Here is a 22,604-nt window from a genome sequence, read left to right as displayed (position 1 = left end):
TAGGAAAAGCCGGGCATAATCCCGGCTCTACCATCATACCAATATCCAATGTTTAGTGTGCTTCACCCCAGCTTCGTCCGACACCCGCATCTGCGGTAAGGGGAATGGAAAGCTTCAGCACGGGATCACAGGCATTTTCCATAACAGAACGTACAACTTCCGAAGTTGCTTCAACTTCTGCTTCGGGAACTTCAAAGATCAATTCATCGTGCACCTGAAGCAGCATTTTTGCACTTAAATCAGCATTGTCCAACGCAGTCGGCATTCTGATCATTGCCCGTTTGATGATATCTGCCGCTGTTCCCTGAATTGGCGCATTAATCGCTGCCCGCTCGCCAAAGTTTTTGCGCATCGGATTTTTTTCGTTGATCGACGGCACATGAATGTGGCGCCCAAACAGTGTTTTCACATAGCCATACTTGTGCGCAAATTCTTTGGTTTCTTCCATGTAGCGCTTGATACCGGGGAAACGCCCGAAATAAGCATCAATATAGTCTTTGGCATCTTTTCGGGAAATCCCCAGACTTGCAGCCAGACCAAAGGCTGACTGTCCATAGATAATGCCAAAATTAATGGCTTTGGCCTGTCGACGGATCATCGGGTCCATGCCTTCAATTGGCGTGTCAAAAACCTGATGCGCTGTTATCGCATGAATATCCTGTCCATCTATAAAGGCCTGACGCAAAGCATCTTCTTTGGCAATTTCAGCAACAAGACGCAATTCAACCTGCGAGTAATCCACAGAAAGCAATTTGTAGCCATCTTCGGCGATAAAGGCATCTCTGATTTTCCGACCCTCTTCTGTGCGAACAGGAATATTCTGCAAGTTTGGATCAGATGAAGATAACCGCCCGGTTGACGCCACGGCCTGGGCATAGGAAGTATGCACACGACCAGTCTTGCTATTAATCTGATCCTGCAAAGCATCTGTATAGGTGCTTTTCAGCTTGGAAAGTTGACGCCATTCCAGAACTTTGGTCGGAAGCGTATGACCTTCGGCAGCCAATCCTTCAAGAATATCAGCCCCGGTACTATAAGACCCGCTTTTACCTTTTTTGCCCCCCGGCAAACCAAGCTTATCAAACAAGACTTCACCCAACTGCTTGGGTGATCCGATGGTAAAGGGTTCCCCTGCAATCTCGTGGATCTCGGACTGTAAATCGACCAGACGTTGAGCAAAGTTATTGGAAAGGCGGTGCAGGAAAGGACGATCGGCCTTGATACCGCGCTGTTCCATATCTGCTAACACCTTTACCAAAGGCCGTTCGATTGTCTCGTAAACAGTTGCCATCTTCTCGGGAACCAGACGCGGTTTTAAAGCGGCATGAAGACGATAGGTAATAAGAGCATCTTCCGCGGCATAATCCAGAGCTTTATCCAAAGACACCTTATCAAAGGTAACCTGAGATTTCCCTGTTCCGGCAACTTCCTTGAACTTAATTGTCGTGTGATCCAGATGAAGCTCAGCCAACTCGTCCATGCCATGCCCGTGCATCCCGCCTTCAAGCACATAGGATAGCAGCATCGTGTCATCAACAGGGGAAACAGAGATCCCGTTTTGAGCAAAAATCACCATATCATACTTGATATTTTGCCCGATTTTGAGAACCGACGGATCTTCCAATAACGGCTTCAAAAGCTCTATGGCCCGTGCTTTCGGAATTTGCTTCGGCCGATCCGCTGAACCACCCAACAAATCAAGCCCGCCATCACCACTCTCAGAGATCGCAATATGATCCAATGGAATGTAACAGGCCTTGTTGCCACCCGTGGACAAGCTAATACCCACAAGATTAGCACTCATGGCATCCAGCGACGTGGTCTCTGTATCAACAGCGACGGTTCCCTTTAACTTTGCATCGGCAATCCACTTGACCAGCGCCTCTTCATCCTGAACCAACTCATATTCTGGATCACCATCTTCAGAGGCCGCTTCATCAGCTACTTCCATGGGGGTATCCCCCAGCCGTTTTGCCATTCTGGCAAGCAGAGACCGGAAAGCATTTACTTCCAAAAAGGGACGCAGAACCTCTGCCACGGGTTCCCGAGTGGCAAAGCCTTCTAAAGGAACTTCAACAGGCACATCCTGTTTAAGGGTCACCAACTGTTTACTGATACGTGCCATTTCTGCATTATCCTGCAGCTTCTCCCGGCGTTTGGGCTGTTTAATCTCACCCGCACGTTCCAGCAAGCTTTCCAGATCGCCATACTCGGTGATCAACTGCGCAGCGGTTTTTATGCCGATCCCCGGTACACCCGGGACGTTATCAACAGAATCACCGGCCAAAGCCTGCACATCAACAACCTTGTCCGGTTGCACACCAAATTTTTCAAACACCTCATCGGGGCCAATGATTTTGTTCTTCATTGGGTCCATCATGGAAATGCCGGGTTCAACCAGCTGCATCAAATCCTTGTCTGATGATACAATGGTCACATCAATGCCTTTTTCCTTGGCTTGACGCGCATAGGTCGCGATCAGATCATCGGCCTCAAAACCCTGCATTTCTATCTGCGGCAAGTTCAGGGCGTCTGTTGCTTCCCTGATCAGGGCAAACTGTGGAATCAAATCTTCAGGGGCTTCCGGTCTATGGGATTTGTACTCTTCGTAAATATCCATACGAAAGCTGGATCGCCCGGCATCAAAGATAACCGCAATACCGTCAGCCTCCATATCATCGCGCAATTTGAGCAACATATTGGTAAATCCGAATACCGCATTAACGGGTGTTCCGTCAGGGCGCGTCATCGGGGGAATGCCAAAGAAAGCCCGGAAAATATATCCAGAACCATCAACGAGGTAGAGGTGCTTGAAAGGTACGTTATCAGTCATGCTGCACAGAATGCCCAAGCAGCCCGATTAAGTCGAGCAGGAATAACAGAAATATATCCTGAAATTATAAAAAACTGCCTCAAGGAAATTTACGTGCAAAACGTCCTAAAATTTTATCCTATCAAATTAGTCAATTTTTTTTCAGTGCGCATGGAATAAAAACCAAACCCAAGACGTTAATCCCACAGTTACAAGGAAGATAAAAATATATAACTCACGACGTTAACGGGGAATTACATGACTGAAAAACCATCAAAAAAACAAACCAAAAACTCTGGCATTCCAAAGCTTTTTGACCTTTATTCATCTGACCCAGCTGCCGCTGATTTGAAAATTTTCGGACGCATTCCCGATCAAAATCGCCGCGGATTTTTAAAAGGTGCCGGCCTTGCTACGATGGGGGCTATGCTGGGTGCTTCTATTCCTTTCAGCAAAAACATGCCATCAGGCTTGATTCCGGTTGCCCTTGCTGAGACAGGTGGCGTTATCGAAGGAAAAGACGGCCTGACACTTCTCAATGACCGTCCTCTCAATGCAGAAACACCGCCACATCTTCTGGATGATGCAATAACCCCGGTAAACCGCCACTTCATCCGCAACAACGGTATTCCACCAGAAGACGTTGATCCCGAAACCTGGACCCTGACCATTGATGGTCTCGTCGATAAACCGATGAAACTCACAATTGCTGATCTGAAAAGCAAATTTGAAGTTGTCACCAAAGCACTGGTTATCGAATGCGGCGGAAATGGACGCGCCTATTTTAACCCACCCGCAAAAGGCAACCAGTGGACGCTGGGTGCCGTGGCTTGCTCGCAATGGACAGGTGTTCGTCTGAAAGATGTTCTCGAAGCTGCCGGTGTTCAGAGCAGTGTGGTCTATACAGCACACGAAGGGGCAGATGCTCATCTTTCCGGAGACCCGGAAAAACTACCTATTTCCCGTGGCGTCCCCATCGCCAAAGCAATGGACCCGAATATCCTGATTGCTTTCGAGCAAAACGGTGAGCCAATCCACCCTATGAACGGTGCGCCTTTACGCCTCGTTGTTCCGGGTTGGCCGGGATCCTGTTCGCAAAAATGGCTCACACGCATCTGGTTACGAGATCAGGTTCACGACGGTCCAAAAATGACTGGCACAGCCTATCGAGTTCCAAACCATCCCGTTGCACCCGGTGAAAAAGTTGATAAGAAAGACTTTGAAATTATTGAGCGTATGCCGGTTAAATCGCTCATAACTTTCCCGCAATCCGGCGTAGAAACAGCAAACAGGAACATAACCGTTCGTGGCCATGCATGGTCCGGTGATCGGGATATCAGTTCAGTTAAAATCTCTGTTGATTTCGGGACAACCTGGCAGGAAGCTAATTTGGAAAAAGCGACAAATACTGGTGCCTGGCAAAGTTGGTCAGCGGCGGTCACTTTACCAGAAAAGGGCTATTATGAAATCTGGGCCAAAGCCACAGATTCAGAGGGTGAAAGCCAACCTCATGCCATTGACTGGAACCCCAAAGGGTACCTGAACAATACCATGCACCGCGTCGCCGTTCGGGTTTCTTAAGCCCACCGCGCTCTTTTTATTAGCACCTTGGCGGTTATTTTCACCGCCAAGGTCGTTCATGCTGTCGACATGAACATTCTGTCTATGGATAATTACAAGATGACAAAAACATCACTGCATCGCGGTGCTGCAACAGCTTTGCTATTGGTATCAACACTTTTTGCCTTTAGTGCGCCGAGCTTTGGACAAGACGCCGACGAAGACGAATTTGAAGGACTTGTCGCGGGTCCCGGACAGGAAGAGGTTTTGATCTATTGCTCCGCCTGTCATTCAACTCAAATTGTTCAACAACAAGGACTTTCTCGGGACGAGTGGGCCGAAACACTGGAATGGATGGTAGAAGATCAGGGCATGAGCGAGATTGAAGAACCTGACCTGACTTTAATTCTCGATTATCTGGCGAAAAACTACAACGTCGATCGCCCCAACTTCCCAACAAATTAAGATGTAGAACTCTGCTTGCTGTCAGCATATGCGACGTCAGGGAGAAGCTCTCAACACGAAGCCGGGCAAATATTTGCCCGGCTTCCTCTTTTCATATTACTTGATGAGACAATTTAAAAAAATCCAAACAACCTACACACAGGGTGTAGACTGCGCATAGACCTGCTGCATTGCGTATTGAGCTTCATCATTAGGCGAGGGAAGATTTCTTTCTCCCTCCAGCTTTAGATAAGTCGCAATGGAATCAAATCTCTTGCGTTCCATACCGGTTGCCAAAAGCGCAAAACGAAAACGCTCTCCGTTCCAGAAATCGGACACCAGTTTTTTTGTCCCGGTTCGATCAGGCGACTGTTCCTCAGTTTCATCCCTTTGAAGCTTTAAATTATCCCGAAGCGGCGTTACTAGCAAAGAAACCCGGCACCCTCGCAATCCCCGATAGTGCATAACAATTGCATCATCACGATCAAAAGTACCGATTGACAAATCTACAAGATAAAGCTTGCTGCCTGTCAGGTCCGGGGCTTGTAACGTGCCGGATATAGCCGCCGCAATCAACGGCCTGTATTCAAGATCTGACACAACAAAATTTTGCCCGGACAGATCTTGATGACGATCTCGCGCCCAATGTTCAAAATCAGGCGAAGAAAAATACCCCAACAGAAAGGCCATCACAAACAAGACAATAACCGCAGCAGTCGCAAATACACCGCCCGCAATCTGTCTGCATCCAATCGTTTTTCTTTCTTCTGCGATAGATATCTTCTCGTTCGAAGTGATCAAAGCACTCCCCGCCAGAGCATTCTTTAAAAGCTTAAACCGTGCAATTTCAGATTCAATTTCCGGATCTTTTTTGGCACAGCTTTCTACCCATGCCTCTTGGGATGGAGATAATTCACCATCAACAAAAGCATTTAGTATTTCCCGGTTCGGTTTCTCCCCGATTGAATGATCCTTACGGGACATAATTAATGGCACTCATGATTAACTGTACTTATGTGGGAACTTAACAATCTTGTCTTCTGCCTCTTCTTCCAGTCTTTGTAACAACGCTTGCCGTGCACGACTGATCCTGCTCATAACCGTACCCGGAGAAATATTCAGTAACTCGGCCACTTCTTTGTAGCGTAATCCCAAAATATCCACCAAGGCCAAAACCTCTCTATGATCTGCCGAGAGTTCTTCGTAAGCATTTCTGATTGCGATAGTATCTTCAGGATCAAGTGTCTGATCACTGATCTCACTTACCCAACGTTTTTCCTGCACAAAATATTCCCTGCGCACAGACTTTTTTCTTTGCTCGTCAAAGAAATGGTTGCGAAGAACACGAAACAGCCAGGGGCGCAGCTCATCCACCGATTTCAATCGGGTGCCTGTTTCAAGCCCACGCGCCATAGTTTCCTGTACCAGATCTTCGGCCTGATCCCGATCACCACAAAGGGCAATCGCATAGGCTTTCAAATCCGGAACCAGTTTTTCTATGCGTCGACGACTGCTGAAAAATGACCGTAACAAAGGCTTCCCTGACCAAAATCATCTCGAGACATGCTAAGTATCTCTATCTCTGATGTTTATTATTTAGGTGAAAAGATACAATAATAATCAGGTCAGGTCCAAAGCCTTATCCGTTCTCTTCTGCGAGACGATCATAGATATGGCTATATTGTGCAATCTGCTCGTCACAAAGGATAATTTCAAAATTTTCCGGATCCCAAAAAGCATTAGCTTGACCACAGGACATCAAGCGCAGAGTGATTTTACGTGGTAGATAAAAGTTACCTTCAATGTAGCTTTCAAACTCGTCAAGAATACCATGCACATGCAACCACTCGCGATAGCCTTTGTAACGAGGATCGGGTTTGTCTTCGACAATCATAATCCTGTCTGTGCGAATGCGATCTCCGAGCCAGTGTGATGCCAGCATATCATACCACTCATCGGTTTTTTCCTCGTACTCACCAGCACAGTCGGGCGTAACCAAATCAGCGACATCAAAGTCCTTGGGCAAATCCACATAGACATCCGGGTCAGACCCGTAAACCATGCACAGATGCTGTAAAAACCGCTCTGAATCCAATGAATGCTCTTGCCCTTCACTGCTATCGCCAAAACTTTCATCCTCGCTCATGGCAAGCCAATAGAGAGCCGTTGAAAAAAGGTAGTTATCGAGCTGAATTTCCCGCTCTTCTCTCAGATTACCTTCATTAAGCTCTTCCGTAAGGGCAATGATAGAGAAATGATCAACCGCATCCTCTTCATTTTCACTCAGCCGCAGATTGTACATAGAGACAAAGGCGTGACCTGCCTCGTGATAGAGTGTTAGCAGAATGTTTCCGGCAATAAACTCCTGCGCGGACAATTCTTCTTGATCCTGCGCCTGTAGCTGTGTCGATAACAGGATATTACAGCCAAGAATACCAAAGGTCACAGCCCCAAGAACACAAATTCTGGACATAAAACCCTTCACCCTCAGCACTGCTCCAGAAATCTGCTGCATACACCACCACATAAACTGCATCACTTGCGACACCCTATTCCCTACTTTGTTTGTCGAGAGTATAGACCGACTTTCTCAAAACGAAAAAAAGTGCCTGGAAACTCTGGCATGGAAACTTTGGCAGGAAAAGCTCCTGCCAGGGAGTGGTCTATTTTAAAAACCGGGTCTTATCCTGGCGGGTATTGATGACATCATCAAGATCGAGTTGCTCGCCTTTCCTAAAGAAATTCAACTGAATTCCCTCGTGTTCCAACAGCCATTTCTTGCGAGCGACACCGCCCGCATAGCCGGTGAGGGTTCCATTGCTGCCAATAACTCTATGGCAGGGCAAAACAAGGCTGATGGGGTTCCGGCCATTTGCACCGCCGACAGCTCGCACCCCCTTCGGGTTGTTCAATTTTTGCGCAATATCCATGTAGGAAAGCGTTTCCCCAAAGGAAATCCGGGCCAAAATAGCCCAAACAGATTTTTGAAAATCAGTGCCTTGTGGATCCAGCGGCAAATCAAATTCTTTGCGCGAGCCTTCAAAGTACTCTTTCAGCTGCTGTTTACATCGATCTGTAACACTGCTGGGCCGCACAACGCCTTGGTCTGAACCGCAAAAAATAACGTGTCGAACACCTTTTTCCGATGCTTTGATTTCGACCATACCAAGGGGTGTTTCTAAATAGTCGGTATACATTATAGCTGGTTCCATAATTGTAGCGTCAGATAGCTCCGCCAAGGGGCTGCCATGTAGGCATTGATTGGTGTTGTATATTTTTTCAACGCGTTTTTCACCCCGAGATCACTGTCGAGATAAACGTCCGGGTCGCTTTGCCCCCTCATGCGGACATAGTCAATTGTCCATGGCCCAATTCCCGACAACGTCTGCCAAGCGGACAGATCATCCGGGGCCTTATGATCAAGGTAATGTTGCGCCAGATTGCGCAAGGTTTGCTTTCTCGACATTGGGATTTTCAGGAAGCCCAGATCGCTTTCAGCCAACCGCTCGGGTGATGGAAAAACCTTGTTATCCCCCATAGAATCACCCAATTTTTCGACGAGAATTCTGACGAGTTCATGCGCTGCCGCAACCGAAATCTGTTGTCCCAGAATGGCACGGACACCCGCCTCAAAAGAAGACCATATACCGGGTAACCGCAACCCGGATTTAAGCGGGAATAACGGACGTATACAGCTCTCAATATCAGCTTCTATTGCCTGAATATCCACATTCATATCCAATATCCTGCGAATATTGGCAACAACCGCCTTCAGGTGAGAAAGATCATCCAGAGAAATCGTAACGATAAAGCAGTTTTTTAACGAATCATGGCGTGCAGTAAAATGGCCTTGGGATCCAAGCCAGCTAAAGGTTCGTCCGTAACTGCTTTCATCACACCATTCCAGCTTGCCGATAGCTCTCTTTGCTAAAAACCTCTGCATGGACTGCCAATCATAAGGAGGACGATAGTAGAGATTTAGCTGCAAGATATTAGAAGCCGATTGTCCCTTTTTCCGCACCTGAGAAGGCGTCAATTTCAGATGAGCTTTAAAACAGTCGTTAAAGCGCCTCAGGCTCTTGAAACCACTCGCAAAGGCGACCTGAATAATTGGCAGGTTTGTCTGATGCAATAGCTGCTTCGCAAAGAGACATTGTTGATAAAGCGCATAGGACTTTGGTGAAATACCAAGTTCTTTATCAAAGAGCCGCCTCAAATAGCGATCTGTAATCCCCAGGCGATCGGCGAGTTTTCCAAGAGATCCGTCTTGCAAGGCACCTTCGTCAATCAATCTGATGGCACGGTCCAGTGTCGCATTGGTCCCTTTCCACGCTGGTGACCCCGGCGCACTGTCAGGACGACACCTCAAACAGGGCCTGAAACCCGCATTTGCCGCCTCTATCGCCGTCGGAAAATATAAGACGTTCTTTTCTTTCGGCGGATAGACCGGACAGATCGTGCGGCAATAAATCCCGGTGGTTTTGACCGCCGTAAAAAATTTGCCATCAAACCGGGGGTCTCTGGATAATCGGGCTTTTTGGCAAATTTTGGAATCAAGCATTGGAATCTCTAGCGGACTAACGGGGTACGTCGATCATCTTAGATTACAGTCCAAAGAATTCTGGCTAAAAACGGAACTGAACACAAAAATCATAAAATCATTGATTAAAAAGAAAAAAGCCCCACACCCAGAGCATAGAATTTTTTGGGTGTGGGGCTTTTGAACATGTCTTGATCGGAAAGTTTTAGTGACCGCTTCCGCCGCCAGCACCTTCCTTCAATATAAAACGCTTGCTGCAATAGGGACAGGTAATCTCATTCTTCCCGTTCATATTGAGATAAACGAGCGGATGTCCCTCGGGACCACTGCCGCCATCACAGGCAACAACGTTGGTTTCTACCTCTTGCGTTTCAGTAACGGCCATAACTCTTTCCTGACTTCACCCCTTGATTTCGAACTGAATAGCAAATTTCCTTTGCGATTTTCAGCCCACTTTTTCATGGAGGACTTTATTATTGAGACAATAGTCACTATGTAATGATGCTGAAATTCTTTTACCGTCCAGACAGGAAAGTTTCCAGCCTCTTTTTCCGATGGCTGCCTTTTCCCTGCCGGACAGCAATTTAAACCATCCTAGACCTTTTAAGGTAAACAGCCTTTTAAGACGGACAGATAGTACATATTATGCCTGACGATCATAGTTACGCCCAAACAACACCAAGCACCCCCGGACGAAACACCCCGGAACAGTCTGAATTACCAGGCTCAACAGATAAGGATCCATCTGGCATGCCCACTTACGCCGTTGAACTCGAAGGTCTGACCAAGGTTTATCAGGCTGCCGGAAACGCCGAAGAAAAACGCGCCCTGAGTTTTGTTGATCTCAAAATTCCGCGCGGTAGTATCTTTGGCCTTCTGGGACCAAACGGTGCCGGAAAATCAACCCTGATCAATATTCTTGCTGGCCTTGTCAATAAAACCAGCGGCTCTGCCAAGATCTGGGGACACGATATTGTGGACGAGATGCGTCCCGCACGTATGTCAATCGGTGTGGTACCCCAAGAACTGAACTTTGATCCCTTCTTCACACCCCTGGAGCTACTTGAACTTCAAGCCGGACTGTACGGTGTCCCCAAAAGCGAGCGCCGCAGCGAAGAAATCCTCGGCGTCATGGGCCTGGCCGACAAGGCAAAAACCTATACCCGTAGCCTGTCTGGCGGGATGAAACGCCGCTTGATGGTTGGGAAGGCCATGGTGCACAATCCCCCTGTTCTCGTTCTTGATGAACCAACTGCAGGCGTGGATATCGAACTCCGTCAACAGCTCTGGGCCTATGTACGTGAACTCAACAAACGCGGCACCACAATTCTGCTGACCACACACTATCTGGAAGAAGCCGAAGAGCTTTGCGATGAAATCGCCATCATCAACCACGGACAGGTCATCGCCTGTGACACCACCCAGGCTTTGCTCGCACGTATCGAAAGCAAAACGCTAACCCTTACCCTCGGCGAAGATCTTGATAGTCTGCCCAGCAGCTTTACGGCTTTCCACGTCGAACAGAAGTCAGCCCGGGAACTGACCTTCACTTATAAATCCGATGACGGGCAACTCGCAGAAATCCTCAAAGCCGCGCACACTGCGGGCCTCTCCATTCTGGATCTGACAACGGATCAGGGGGATCTGGAAGATATCTTCCTGCAACTGACCCGCGGCGCGCACACCGCCACTGCCTAGTGTAATTTCGCCAGTAATATAGGCTCACGAGGGGGAAGTTTCTCTTCCCCTTTACCCCAATTTATCTTTTACCAGTTCATTCCTTTTAAATATCAAAACTGACTTCTTGCCTTAAACTACCGGGAATCAGATACTTCATTCAGGTACCCAGTCCCATATCTAAATCAGACTGGCAGACGAAGAATAGCTTGAAGGTTGGGAATGTTTAGTACGGGTAAAATTTTAGATAACAGATTATGGCGCTTCCTTCTTTTGTGCCTACTGCTGATACCCTTACTCGCCGCCTGTACACCGCGCCTTGGCCCCGCTGGTGAACTGACACAGGCAGCAGAACTCACCGACGATTACCTGATAACAGATGATGGCCTGCAACTTCCCCTGCGAATCTGGCTGCCAGAGGAAAAACCCTCTGTTATCATTCTGGGCCTTCATGGCTTTAATGACTATTCCAATGCCTTCAATGGTCCCGGCACTTTCTGGACAGAAGCCGGTATCGCCACCTATGCCTATGATCAACGTGGCTTTGGGGCGGCGCCTCATCCCGGTTTGTGGGGTGGGCATGAACGCATGACATCCGACCTACGCACAGCCGCCAGACTCTTGCGTCAACGTCACCCGGACACGCCCCTCTATGTACTCGGGATCAGTATGGGCGGCGCCGTGGCGATGGCCGCTTTGGAAGAACAGAAGGGATTGGAACAGAAAGTATTAGGACAAAAAGTGTTAGTAAAAAGGGCATTAGAACAAAACGATCCAACACCTCTGGATATCACCCCTTTAGATATTGACGGCGTAATCCTCTCTGCTCCCGCCGTATGGGCCAGAAAAACCATGCCGTGGTATCAACGAGCATCCTTGTGGCTGGTGGCCCATACGACACCATGGGCCAGCTTTACCGGCAGTGGATTGAAAATACAGGCATCAGACAATATCCCCATGCTGATCGACCTTGGCAAAGATCCCCTCGTGATTAAAAGCACCCGGATTGATAGCGTCTATGGCCTGACGGACTTGATGGATGCTGCCTATGGCTCACCCGACAGCCTGACCCTTCCTGCACTTTTGCTCTATGGCGAAAAAGATGAAGTTGTGCCCTGGCACCCGACACGCGATGTCTGGAAGCGGTTGCCCAATGGTATTGCCGGTCCGCAAAAGGCCGCGCTCTACCCGGAAGGATGGCACATGCTGTTACGGGACTTACAAGCTGAAACGGTGCTTGCCGATATTGCGAGTTGGGTAAAAAGTCAGACAACGCCTTTGCCATCAGGCGCCGATATCAACGCCCAACAAAAACTGGATCAGGAAAACCTGAAACAGGAAGCAAATTAAGCTAAAAACAGGCTTATGTCTCGTCTTCGTCAGGCAGATGATATCTGCGGATCACCGGATACTGACTAAAAATAAAGATGACCATCAGGACCATTGACCCCAGAACCTTGAAGTTCACCCAGAAATCATTGGATTGTGTACGCCAGACAATCTCGTTCAACACCGCCATGCCAAGGAAATAGAAACCGAAACGGATGGTCAGAATACGCCAGCCTTCATCGGTCATGTTCCATGCCTTTTGCATCAAGGGTTTGATCAAGGGGCGCTTGAAAATGAAAAGCCCACCAAAAAGGATCACGGCAAAAATGGTCTGAATAATGGTCGGCTTCATTTTGATAAAGGTTTCATCATTCAGATAGACCGTCAGGCCACCAAAGACCATTACCACCAAAGCTGTAATCAGAGGAACTTTTGGGATTTTGCCATCGTAATAGAGTGAAAAAGCAATACCGATCACCGTTGTGATCATCAAGCCCACCGTCGCGGCAATCAACTGTGTTGTATTCTGAAGGATCTCATGCGGAAAGGCCGCGACAATACGATCAAAACCATAGTAGATCCCCATAAAGATCAGAATTGGACCATATTCGATTGCAGGTCCCATCCAGCTCGGTTTTTGACGCGCCATTCCTAACTCCCTTTTTGTTCTGATAAACCGTCATCGACAGCGATTTCAGAACATCAAACCAGCGATAAAATACCACCTGTCAAAAGCAGTGATCTTATCACATCCAAAAATCCGTTGCCCAACAAGCCACAAAGAACCGCCCAAACACAAGAAAAAAGCGCCACCGCAGCCCTTCAGCCTATTATCAATAGCAATATAAGAAAAGCGCCAAAGATTCCAAGGACTCTACAGAGACCGTTATATTTCATTGAAAAAATTATACTCCGGCCTGGATACTCCGATACGAACACGATGAAATAGAGGATGGCGCAGAAACAGGAAAAGAGCTAGATGAACAACTCACAGAGATAATTTTACCAGAGCAATAAATTTACCCCATTAACAAGGACAACCGCCATTTTGCCCCTTTACCTCGTCCAGAGCTTGCAGTAATGTCCGCCCTATTGGCCCTCTGCTTTAGCACCCGTAGCTCAGCTGGATAGAGTGTCGCCCTCCGAAGGCGAAGGTCACAGGTTCGAATCCTGTCGGGTGCGCCAATAAAATCAACCTTCCTCGTAAAATATGCGACGATGTTGTTCTAAAAATGCTTGATCAGGCAAGAACCGTTTTGGCATATACAATCTAGAAGATTCTACTCGTTCTAATTGTCGTCTCGCAATTTGCGGTACATCATTTCTTATTTTCAAGCGATAATCTTCATCGAAAGTTATCAAGTGCCTGTCAAACGCACGATCATGTAAACCATTCAAACAGATCCCATTAGAAGGATTTACACGATTAACATGATCATCTTTCCATGCAACAATATGGCTCGCGTTTAAAAGCCTTATATCCTCAACTCCAGTTAAAGCACATCGTCTTTCATATGCACTCAAAATTGCTTTTCTGAAAAAATTTTGCCCCACTCTTTGTTTACTGAAAACCTGTTTATCTCTAGCTCTTCGTGGATCAAAGTTAGTATCGGTCTCTGCTAAACCAAGAGTCTCATTTATGAAGCGATCTGTATCAGTCTTAATAATAGTATGGTTTTTATCTAATGATTGTTCTTCATAAGCTTCAATTATTGCAGATGGATCATTTTTAAACTCATCCCAAACTTGTCGATCTGTCTTACTGACGTTAGACATCCCTGATTGAGGGATCGAGGCATCCAAAGCAGCAAGGTTAGCTAACTTTAAAGCAACTGCATTCTTAGATCGTCCTAGCGCATTTGCTAGCTTTATAATGTCTGGGTTTTTGTTATCAATTTTTCCAAAATCAGTCACTAAATACAGCGCGAGTGCATGACGAACTTCTTCTTGAGACCAATTTCGCCGTTCTGCCACTATTTAAATTCCAACACGTATAATTATCAACTTAACCAATATAGTAGTGTAACAATAATTATTATCGCGCAATAAGCTTGTCCAATAATTGTAATTATTAAAAACCACGGCTATATATCGTACTTAATCAAAAAGCTCCAAAATCAAACCTGCTTCATCCGCAAATTCAAGATATCCATCCCGCGTTTTACGGCGGCCATAAGCGCGATTGTTCCCAGCAACAGGGCTGTTCCTTGGTAGGTTATGTTATAGCCAAAGGATGCAATCGACGGGATGCTTAGAAAAGGAGAGCAAAACTGACCTAGGAAAACGGCGGTTGTCAAAATGCCACCCGCCATACCACGACGACTTGTAGGGGCAATTTGCAGGGCAATCCCAACAAAATTTGGCACCGCAAGCGCGAAGCCGGTACCAACGGCGACCGATCCCGCAATGATCGCAACGACATTCTCGCCAAAGGGCAGAATGGCAAACCCAAGGGCCATAAAGCCATAGCCCAGCGCATAAGCCCCTGCGTATCCCATAACACGTTTAATCCGGCCATAGAATAATGCAGCACATCCCCCGGCCAAAGACAAAGCGCCCAAGCCAACCCCTGTCATAACCGCACTGTCATACCCCAGGCTGTCGAGGAAAAAAGGTAACTGGGTTGGCATCAGGAAAAAAATCATGTTGGTCATTAGCTGTAACACCGCTAACGCCGCCATCCATCCTTTCCACGCAGGATGTCCATCCGTCCCGTCTGCTTTTGTTTTCACGGACGTTTCAGTTGTTTTATTCTTACTGGGTGCAGCAGATGTCTCTTTGATAACCAGCCACATAAAGGGCAGGTAAAGTACGGCCAAACCATAAATAGCAAAGGGCAACCGTGGAGAATTAACTGCCAGCCACCCCGCGAGAGTCAAAAATACGAAGCCCCCAAAATTTCGGGCAGAAATCTGTAGCCCTGTCAACGCACTGCGTTTTTCACCTGTAAAATAATCCCCGATCAACGCAGTTTGCGACGTCATGATCATTGCAACCGCAACACCCAACGCCAATCGGCTGGTAAAAATCATCTCAAGGCCAGGAAGATAAAAACCAGCACTACCGGTAATGATAAACAATACAACACCGGATAACAGCATCGCACGTCTGCCATAACGGTCCACAAAGTACCCGGCAAGTGGTGCAAAGATGACAACCGTCAGCGAAGGTGCCGGAACCAATAGTCTGATCAAAAGTTCTGCGTTGGGCTGCCCCATAAATGCACACTCTAATCCGGCCAAGGCCGGACTAATGGTTGCATTTGCCATGACCATAAGTGTTGCTGCCATCATCAGGGCAATCGCCCTGCCGTCCTGCCAAACCGGGCTTTCTTTTGATATGAGAGACTGTGTCATAAGCTCTTTCCTCTTGAATAAATCGTCTGTTGAGCGCATCATACAAATTCAAGTTAACTTGAGGTCAAGATGTAAAATTCACCCGTTAACAATCAGGGAAAAAATGCGAATTTTAGATATTGCCGAAGTGGTGGAACAAACAGGGTTACGCCCTTCAACGCTAAGGTATTACGAAGAAATCGGGCTGATAAAATCCATTGGCAGGCAGGGTCTGCGACGTCAATTTACCCCGGAAACAATAATGCAGCTGTCCTTGATTACATTGGGAAAATCAGCAGGTTTTTCGCTAGATGAAATTTCAGGCATGTTTGGTGAAGATGGCCAACCTAACCTCTCGAGAGAAGATTTGCGAACGCGTGCGGACGATTTGGACAGGCAAATCCATGATCTCACCGTTCTCAGCAAAGCCCTACGGCATGTCGCGAATTGTTCCGCACCGTCCCATATGGAATGCCCCAAGTTTCAAAAGCTGATTCGTGTGGCTAAGCGGCAAAAACGAAGCTAGCCCTTCGTCGCGCAAAAAACATGATTAGGTCCGATTTCGACCAGTTTTTATCAAGCCAGAAAGCTATAGCTTGGAAAGAAACATCGTTAACCGAGTCTTTCCAAGCTCTACATGACAGGAGCCTTTTCCATGCCTTCGCTTCAAGAAAAAGCAACAGCCTTTCACAATCTTCACAAAAAAGGCGCCCCGCTGGTTCTCTATAATATCTGGGATCCGGGAACAGCCAAAGTCGCCGCAAGCGCAGGTGCCCCGGCCATTGCTACAGGTAGCTGGTCAGTCGCCGAGGCCTTTGGCTTTCCCGATGGCGAAAAACTCCCCCGTGATCTTGCCATGGGAAATATCAACCGTATTTGCAATAGCGTTGAGATTCCTGTCTCACTGGATTTGGAAGCCGGGTATGGCGCAACACCTGAACAAGTTGCACAATCTGTAACCCTAGCCGGACAAAATGGCGCAGTCGGGATAAACTTTGAAGACCAGATCATTGATGGCGAAGGTCTCTATAGCATCGAAGATCAAACCGCGAGAGTTGCCGCAGCCAGAAAAGCATCAGATGCTTTGGATGTACCGATCTTCATTAATGCACGGACAGATATCTTTCTGAAAGCAACCCCATCAGATGATAAAAGCAAACTGTTGGAAGAAGTTATCAAACGTGGGAAAGCCTATGCCGATGCTGGCGCAGACGGATTTTTTGTCCCTGCGTTAACAGATGCAGATCTTATCAGCGAGCTTTGCGAAAAATGTGTACTACCCGTCAACATCATGATGATGGCAGGATGCCCTTCTATCAATGAACTGGGTAACCTTGGCGTTGCTCGTATTAGCCATGGCCCCGGACCATATCGCGCAGCAATGGCAATGATTGAAAAAGATTGTTCAGCCCTTTATGGCAACTAAGTATTTCCCTTTGGTACCATCAATCCCAAAATAGCTAAGAGCAGGATTCAGATCCTGCTCTTAACTTTGTAATCAGATTTTACTAACCACAGGTTTTTCCCTTGTTTCTTCTGGCATCTTTCTTTCTATTATGGCGCGCATAATTACCGTGCAAAGAACGCGGTTACAGGTAACGTCGGTTAGGGGAATAGAATGGCCGTTGATAAGGAACTGTACGAGTTCCATTTTGGCTCACTCAAGGGATGGGAAAACTTTGATGAAAAGTTGGATCGCCCCATAGAAAATTGCTGTGTCATGGCGATGGATTTCTGTTCCTACAGTGCCTTTGTACGTGAAACCAGCAATATTTCCCTCGCTCACAGAATGTTAAGTACCTTTTGTGACGGCGCGCGGGATATCCTGATCGAAAGTGGTGCCCTGGTTGACCGTGTTCAGGGTGATGGTCTACTGGCAGTTTGGGGTGTCCATGATGAAGTGGATGCAGCCAATGTGCTCAACGTTGCCGCCAGAATCCACAAACTTGCCAAGGAAACTGCCCAAATTTGGCAGGACTCGATTGACCGTGTCATTGAAACCCAAGGCGCACGCATTGGTCTGTCTTACGGCCCCGTTACTCTTCTTTCATTACCGTCAGCCTACCCCGGATTTAGCCTGTTGAGCGAGATCGTCAATTTGGCTGCACGGCTCGAAGCCCGCGCCGATCCCCGGACCGTATTTATGACAAACCGCTTTGAAAACCTGCTGCCCTTTGCTTTGCAAAAGGATTGTACCAGTTTATCAGACGAAGATGGACAAAGAGGCCTTAAGCTCAAGAATGTAGGCCGTGTTCAGGCTTTTAGATGGGCGCCAAAAGATCACCTTGAAACCAGAAAAGATAGCTAGTCTAGAAACTCTAGCGCTTGATGGTTATACAGCTCCAAAAGAAATTCCAGATAAGCTGGTTCTTTAAATAGATCCGGATAGGTTTTTGAGTTTACGATTTCTTCTTTCATGAACAGCTGAACAAGTGGGAACATGCGTTCATCCAAAGTAAAGCTCTGGCTATCAAAACCGAGACAGAAACCGCCCGTTGGGGAAGCCGTGATGGCAAACTTCACATATTCCGGCTTAATCAGGCTGGCGCCTTCCTGTAGTTCATTTTCGAATTCATCATCGTACAGCATTTCTTCGCGTTCACTATAGATACCAAAATCTTCGTGCGAGGACTCCGTAAAGAATTCAACCAGCCACTGTGTAAAATTTGCAGAGGACAGATGCTGATCAAAACAAGCTTTGATATCAGAAACGGCCTGCTCCCCAAGAGTAAACCCGGACGATGAAACCGAGAGATTTTGACCGACATAACGTTGGTCAAGTTCATCAAATTCGGAAATGTATTGTGCATAGCCGCTGAACAGCTCTGATATTTTTGGCCCCAGAAAACCAACAGAATAGGTCAGTGCGGCCTCTAGCGTTGTCCCTTCATGACCAAAACGCGGCGGCACATAAAGTACATCACCGCTGGTCACCTCGACCTCGTCGCCTTCAAAGCCGCCATCCAGAACCTTTAGGTCGATGCCTTCAATATAAACTTCGTCCTCAATTGCTTCGCGTCCGATTTTCCAGTGCCGCTTTCCTTCGCCCTGCACCAGAAAGACATGATAACTGTCGATATGGGGTCCAACTGACCCACCAACAGCGGAAAAACTGACCATGATATCATCCATCAACCAGCGAGGCGCAAAATCAAAACAGGGAAGCAGCGTTGCCGTATCAGGATGGAATTGTTCCACGTTTTGCACAAGCAGGCTCCATTCCTTGTCGCCAGCAGCATCAAAGTCCTTTTCCGCAAAAGGACCAAATGCACAAGTCCAGTCTCTTTCCTCACCAGCGGTTTTAACCATGCGGGATCTTGCTGTTTCTTCCATGGAAAGCCCGGCAAGCTCATCCGGTTTGATCAACAGGTCCAGCGTTGGATCCGGAATTGCCTTTCGCACCAAAAACGGCTTTTGATTCCAATAGCTGCCATAAAACTCATGAGCAGTAGGCATTTGATCAAGAACAATAAGCGAGCTAGTCATCGAGACATCCTGAAAGACAGAAAAAAGAACAGATGTTATAAGGTTCTTATTACACCCTTCTCCTTTGTGTTAAAGCACCAATTCTTTTCATAATCCTCTTTTACAAAGGGCGAAAAGACAAACGGATGGGGCTAGAGACAACAAAACAAGTTTATTTGTAAAAAAGCAATCCTGATCAAGATTGACAACAAGCCTGAGTCTATTCTCTCTCATGCAGGAGAAACCATGCCGATAAAAAAAGCTATTTCCTTTATAGAACAAAATCTTGACCAGCAAATTACTTTTGGTGAAATAGCCGATAATGCAGGCCTTTCCCCCTATTATTTTGCCCGATTATTTCGTTCCGCAACCGGAAAAACAGCTATGGGATACCTTCGCCATCGCCGATTGACAGAAGCAGCTAAAATCCTCGAATCAGATCAGAGAACATCCCTCATTCATCTGGCACTGGATTATGGTTTTGATAGTCAGGAAGCTTTTACCCGCGCATTTAAAAAATGTTTCGGCTTGCCTCCGGGTCAATATCGATCCAATGGATGCTCAATATCGGCGAAGTACCAGCTTTCTCTCCTGCATTCGATTACAACAAATTCAGGAATTCTGCCGATGGAACCGAATATTATTAAAAAATCCGCTTTCCATATTGTTGGTATCAGTGACGATTTTGGGCCGGATACTGACAAAAGTATCCCAGACCTCTGGGAAAAGGTCGTCGGTCGACACACCGAAATCACCCACAGTAAAAATAGCCGTGCCTACGGCCTGTGTTTAAAGGGGTCTCCGGAAAACTTTACCTATATGGCCGCCTTTGAGGTAGACGACCTCAACAATATCCCGACGGGGATGGAAGGTCTGGTCATTGAAGAAGCTGACTATGCCGTTTTCACCTTCACAATTGACGACAAGTCCCCTATTGGCGAACAGTTCTCAAACGTATATCAGGGCATATGGGGAAACTGGCTACCGAATTCTGATTATGATTACGCAGACACACCGGACTTCGAACTTTATGATGACCGTTTTGACGGAAGCAGTGCGACGGGTGAAGTGGATATCTGGATACCTGTAACGAAAAAAGAGTTATCCGCTTAAAATTACCTCTCGCGAAATCTGTCGATTAAGAGACCGTAACAGATCTTCTTTGAATTGAAGAAATTCATTAATACGCGGGGAATTACTGCGCCAGGCCAACCCCACTTGTCTTTTAACAACTCGTGTTTCAATTGGCCTGGCGCAAACTTCTGGATCTTTAGTAATTTCAGAACGCGCATAGAGATTTGGAAAAAATGATATACCCATTTCCATACCGACCATCTGTCGCAAGGTATCCAGACTGGTACCTTCGTAATCATTCTGCAGATCAGCACCAAATTCTCTGCACAGTTCTTGGACCTGTTCATTAAGTCGATGACCAACGCCAAGAGAAAGAACGGCTTCGCCTTTAAGGTCCTGTGGCGCAACAGAATCAGCACTCGCGAGACGATGGTTTTTAGGCAAACCAACCATCAAGGGTTCGCTGTAAAGTGCCTCTGTCCTCAAGCCTTCATCTTCAAGAGGAAGTGCTGTTAGAATCAGATCATGCTGACCAGTACGAAGCGCTTGTTCCAACGATGAAGACCTGTCTTCCCGAATATAGATTTTCAAATCTGGATAGGCACGATGCAAATCAGGCAGAACATATGGCAACAAATAAGGTCCCACGGTGGGTGCAACGCCCAACCGTAAGGTTCCCCCCAGCATTGATTTTGCTGTTTTTGCGTGATCACAAAGGTCATTAAGATCACGTAATAGATAAGTTGTCCGTTTAAGAATTTCGCGCCCCACAGGTGTTAGTTCGACCCCGTGGCGAGTTCGATCCAAAAGGATAACCCCCAGACGATATTCCAGTTCTTTTATTTGATCGCTGAGAGTCGGTTGTGAAACATGCAATTGTTCTGCCGCCTTACGAAAATGTAAAGTTTCGGCCACTGCACTAAAATATTCCAGTTGCTTGATAGTAGGTTTAATCATACCAATAGCTTATTGATAGTTTTTATCTATTACACATTGACAATAAAACGATTACACTAATCAAGCAACAACCCCCATTTTTCACCGAGACAGGTGAAATCGGCAATTCGGAGATTCCAGCAATGCCAACAAAAATGATCAAGAAGATGCCAACCAAGATGATTAAAGACTTCTTACAGTTGGAATCATCCGGGGGTATTATCCTTATGATCGCTGCTCTTTTGGCATTGGTGGCATCAAATTCACCGCTTGCCTCGCTCTATACAAGTGCTTTGGAAGTCCCCTTCACCATCGCCCTTGGTGACTGGGCAATTTCCAAGGCTATCTTGCTTTGGATTAACGACGGCATGATGGCTATCTTCTTCCTGCTGATTGGTCTAGAGCTCAAGAGAGAAATCCTCGAAGGACAGCTTTCGTCAGCCGATCAGATCGTTTTGCCGGCTATCGCTGCTGTGGGTGGAATGCTTATACCCGCGCTTGTTTTCTCTGGTATTAACTGGGGCGTTGGCCCCAACATGAACGGTTGGGCCATTCCAACCGCCACAGACATCGCTTTTGCATTGGGCATTATGGCGCTTTTGGGCAATAGAGTTCCTTTGGCCCTAAAAGTGCTTTTGACAGCGATCGCCATTTTTGATGATCTTGGAGCAATTATCATTATCGCTCTTTTCTACACCGCTGAGCTATCCTTGATTTCACTGGCTTTGGCAGCTGTTGCTCTTCTTGGACTTCTCATTCTCAATAGATCAGGCGTCACCGCCAAAACACCATATATCCTGGTTGGTCTTGTACTGTGGGTCTGCGTTTTGAAATCCGGTGTGCATGCCACATTGGCTGGTGTGGCCCTTGGCTTTGCTATTCCTCTGAATGGAAAAACAAAGGACAGTGCCAGCCCGCTTAAAAATCTGGAACACAACCTTCACCCATGGGTTGCCTACATGATTTTGCCAGTTTTTGCCTTTGCTAACGCAGGTGTATCGCTTGTCGGTATTACCATGGAAACCGTTCTAGCCCCGCTGACCCTTGGTATTGCGGGCGGCTTGTTTATCGGTAAGCAGATCGGTGTCTTTAGCTTCACCTGGGTGGCCGTAAAATCAAAACTCTGCCGCCTACCCGAAGGAACAAACTGGGTTCAAATCTATGCACTCGCTCTGTTGACTGGTATTGGCTTTACCATGAGTTTGTTTATCGGTGGCCTCGCATTTGATGATCCTGAAATCGGAAGCCAGGTGCGAATTGGTGTCCTCAGTGGCTCCATTCTATCCGCCTTGTCTGGTTATTTATTGCTAAAGCTTTCCCCCGTACCACAAAAGAACCAGACAGCTGAAAAAACCTAGCTGTTCTAGAACTTTCCTCATAACAAGAGCCCGATCAAAAGGGCTCTTTTTCTTTCCAGAAAGCATAAAGGTAT

21 protein-coding genes and 1 tRNA gene are annotated in these 22,604 nt (G+C 47.0%); 10 read left to right on the top strand and 12 right to left on the bottom strand.

Translation table 11 applies throughout. The annotated features are described in order from the left end of the window. Positions 1-52: 52 nt before the first annotated feature. Positions 53-2,833, bottom strand: a complete 2,781-nt coding sequence (gene polA / locus WH95_RS09365) for a DNA polymerase I (protein WP_046505964.1) — start codon at positions 2,831-2,833, stop codon at positions 53-55. A gap of 237 nt (positions 2,834-3,070) precedes the next feature. On the opposite strand from polA, the gene WH95_RS09360 reads away from it, so the two are divergent. Both WH95_RS09360 and WH95_RS09355 read left to right on the top strand, forming a co-directional pair. Continuing rightward, positions 3,071-4,393, top strand: coding sequence for a molybdopterin-dependent oxidoreductase (locus WH95_RS09360; protein ID WP_046505961.1), 1,323 nt, complete (start codon positions 3,071-3,073; stop codon positions 4,391-4,393). 99 nt (positions 4,394-4,492) lie between these two features. Next, on the top strand, positions 4,493-4,837 hold the full coding sequence (locus tag WH95_RS09355) for a hypothetical protein (RefSeq protein WP_046506220.1): 345 nt from the start codon (positions 4,493-4,495) through the stop codon (positions 4,835-4,837). A gap of 132 nt (positions 4,838-4,969) precedes the next feature. Here WH95_RS09355 and WH95_RS09350 read toward each other — a convergent pair whose 3' ends face one another. From WH95_RS09350 to WH95_RS09325, 6 genes are all read right to left on the bottom strand, one after another. Next, positions 4,970-5,800, bottom strand: coding sequence for an anti-sigma factor (locus tag WH95_RS09350; RefSeq protein ID WP_046505958.1), 831 nt, complete (start codon positions 5,798-5,800; stop codon positions 4,970-4,972). Positions 5,801-5,818: 18 nt separating this feature from the next. Beyond that, entirely contained in the window at positions 5,819-6,349 is a 531-nt protein-coding gene (locus WH95_RS09345) for an RNA polymerase sigma factor (RefSeq protein ID WP_046505956.1), read from the bottom strand. Positions 6,350-6,455: 106 nt separating this feature from the next. Beyond that, on the bottom strand, positions 6,456-7,289 hold the full coding sequence (locus WH95_RS09340; protein WP_046505954.1) for a DUF4344 domain-containing metallopeptidase: 834 nt from the start codon (positions 7,287-7,289) through the stop codon (positions 6,456-6,458). Positions 7,290-7,479: 190 nt separating this feature from the next. Continuing rightward, entirely contained in the window at positions 7,480-8,013 is a 534-nt protein-coding gene (locus tag WH95_RS09335; protein WP_046505951.1) for a methylated-DNA--[protein]-cysteine S-methyltransferase, read from the bottom strand. After that, positions 8,013-9,377, bottom strand: coding sequence for a DNA-3-methyladenine glycosylase 2 family protein (locus WH95_RS09330; RefSeq protein ID WP_046505948.1), 1,365 nt, complete (start codon positions 9,375-9,377; stop codon positions 8,013-8,015). Before WH95_RS09330 ends, WH95_RS09335 begins: the two co-directional genes overlap by 1 nt. A 184-nt stretch (positions 9,378-9,561) precedes the next feature. Beyond that, complete coding sequence (locus tag WH95_RS09325) at positions 9,562-9,741, bottom strand: zinc-finger domain-containing protein (RefSeq protein ID WP_046505944.1); 180 nt, start codon at positions 9,739-9,741, stop codon at positions 9,562-9,564. 260 nt (positions 9,742-10,001) lie between these two features. On the opposite strand from WH95_RS09325, the gene WH95_RS09320 reads away from it, so the two are divergent. After that, positions 10,002-11,054: an ABC transporter ATP-binding protein gene (locus tag WH95_RS09320; RefSeq protein ID WP_046505942.1), complete on the top strand. Its 1,053-nt coding sequence runs from the start codon at positions 10,002-10,004 to the stop codon at positions 11,052-11,054. Positions 11,055-11,255: 201 nt separating this feature from the next. After that, entirely contained in the window at positions 11,256-12,383 is a 1,128-nt protein-coding gene (locus tag WH95_RS09315; RefSeq protein WP_046505938.1) for an alpha/beta hydrolase, read from the top strand. Positions 12,384-12,396: 13 nt separating this feature from the next. On the opposite strand, the gene WH95_RS09310 is transcribed toward WH95_RS09315, so the two are convergent. Continuing rightward, positions 12,397-13,011, bottom strand: coding sequence for a septation protein A (locus WH95_RS09310; RefSeq protein WP_046505936.1), 615 nt, complete (start codon positions 13,009-13,011; stop codon positions 12,397-12,399). 459 nt (positions 13,012-13,470) lie between these two features. On the opposite strand from WH95_RS09310, the gene WH95_RS09305 reads away from it, so the two are divergent. Then, positions 13,471-13,547, top strand: a tRNA-Arg gene (locus WH95_RS09305). Between the two features lie 6 nt (positions 13,548-13,553). Here the strand turns inward: WH95_RS09305 and WH95_RS09300 are convergent. Both WH95_RS09300 and WH95_RS09295 read right to left on the bottom strand, forming a co-directional pair. Next, entirely contained in the window at positions 13,554-14,336 is a 783-nt protein-coding gene (locus tag WH95_RS09300; protein ID WP_046505933.1) for an HNH endonuclease, read from the bottom strand. A gap of 143 nt (positions 14,337-14,479) precedes the next feature. Continuing rightward, positions 14,480-15,718, bottom strand: a complete 1,239-nt coding sequence (locus tag WH95_RS09295; RefSeq protein WP_046505930.1) for an MFS transporter — start codon at positions 15,716-15,718, stop codon at positions 14,480-14,482. Positions 15,719-15,821: 103 nt separating this feature from the next. Between WH95_RS09295 and WH95_RS09290 the strand changes: the two genes are divergently transcribed. The 3 genes from WH95_RS09290 (at position 15,822) to WH95_RS09280 (ending at position 18,005) form a co-directional block, all read left to right on the top strand. Further along, the gene (locus WH95_RS09290) at positions 15,822-16,223 is read left to right on the top strand and encodes a helix-turn-helix domain-containing protein (protein WP_046505928.1); all 402 of its coding nucleotides are present in this window, start codon (positions 15,822-15,824) and stop codon (positions 16,221-16,223) included. A gap of 129 nt (positions 16,224-16,352) precedes the next feature. After that, positions 16,353-17,123: an isocitrate lyase/PEP mutase family protein gene (locus WH95_RS09285; protein WP_046505926.1), complete on the top strand. Its 771-nt coding sequence runs from the start codon at positions 16,353-16,355 to the stop codon at positions 17,121-17,123. A 192-nt stretch (positions 17,124-17,315) separates the two neighbouring features. After that, positions 17,316-18,005 carry an adenylate/guanylate cyclase domain-containing protein gene (locus tag WH95_RS09280; RefSeq protein WP_046505924.1) on the top strand — a complete coding sequence of 230 codons (690 nt, stop codon included), beginning with the start codon at positions 17,316-17,318 and terminating at the stop codon, positions 18,003-18,005. On the opposite strand, the gene WH95_RS09275 is transcribed toward WH95_RS09280, so the two are convergent. Next, positions 18,002-19,183 (bottom strand): cupin domain-containing protein, encoded by a 1,182-nt coding sequence (locus tag WH95_RS09275; protein WP_046505921.1) that lies wholly within the window; start codon positions 19,181-19,183, stop codon positions 18,002-18,004. The two genes, WH95_RS09280 and WH95_RS09275, sit on opposite strands and share 4 nt — an antisense overlap. A gap of 225 nt (positions 19,184-19,408) precedes the next feature. Here WH95_RS09275 and WH95_RS09270 point away from each other — a divergent pair, with 225 nt between their 5' ends. Then, complete coding sequence (locus tag WH95_RS09270; protein ID WP_046505918.1) at positions 19,409-20,275, top strand: AraC family transcriptional regulator; 867 nt, start codon at positions 19,409-19,411, stop codon at positions 20,273-20,275. Here the strand turns inward: WH95_RS09270 and WH95_RS09265 are convergent. Next, positions 20,264-21,193 carry a hydrogen peroxide-inducible genes activator gene (locus tag WH95_RS09265; RefSeq protein ID WP_046505915.1) on the bottom strand — a complete coding sequence of 310 codons (930 nt, stop codon included), beginning with the start codon at positions 21,191-21,193 and terminating at the stop codon, positions 20,264-20,266. The genes WH95_RS09270 and WH95_RS09265 overlap by 12 nt on opposite strands. A gap of 146 nt (positions 21,194-21,339) precedes the next feature. Here WH95_RS09265 and nhaA point away from each other — a divergent pair, with 146 nt between their 5' ends. Then, positions 21,340-22,530, top strand: a complete 1,191-nt coding sequence (gene nhaA, locus WH95_RS09260) for a Na+/H+ antiporter NhaA (RefSeq protein ID WP_046506218.1) — start codon at positions 21,340-21,342, stop codon at positions 22,528-22,530. The last annotated feature ends 74 nt before the right edge of the window (positions 22,531-22,604 follow it).

This window comes from Kiloniella litopenaei, assembly GCF_000982415.1.
In the GTDB taxonomy this organism is placed as follows: domain Bacteria; phylum Pseudomonadota; class Alphaproteobacteria; order Kiloniellales; family Kiloniellaceae; genus Kiloniella; species Kiloniella litopenaei.
This window is presented reverse-complemented; position numbering and strand designations above follow the sequence as displayed.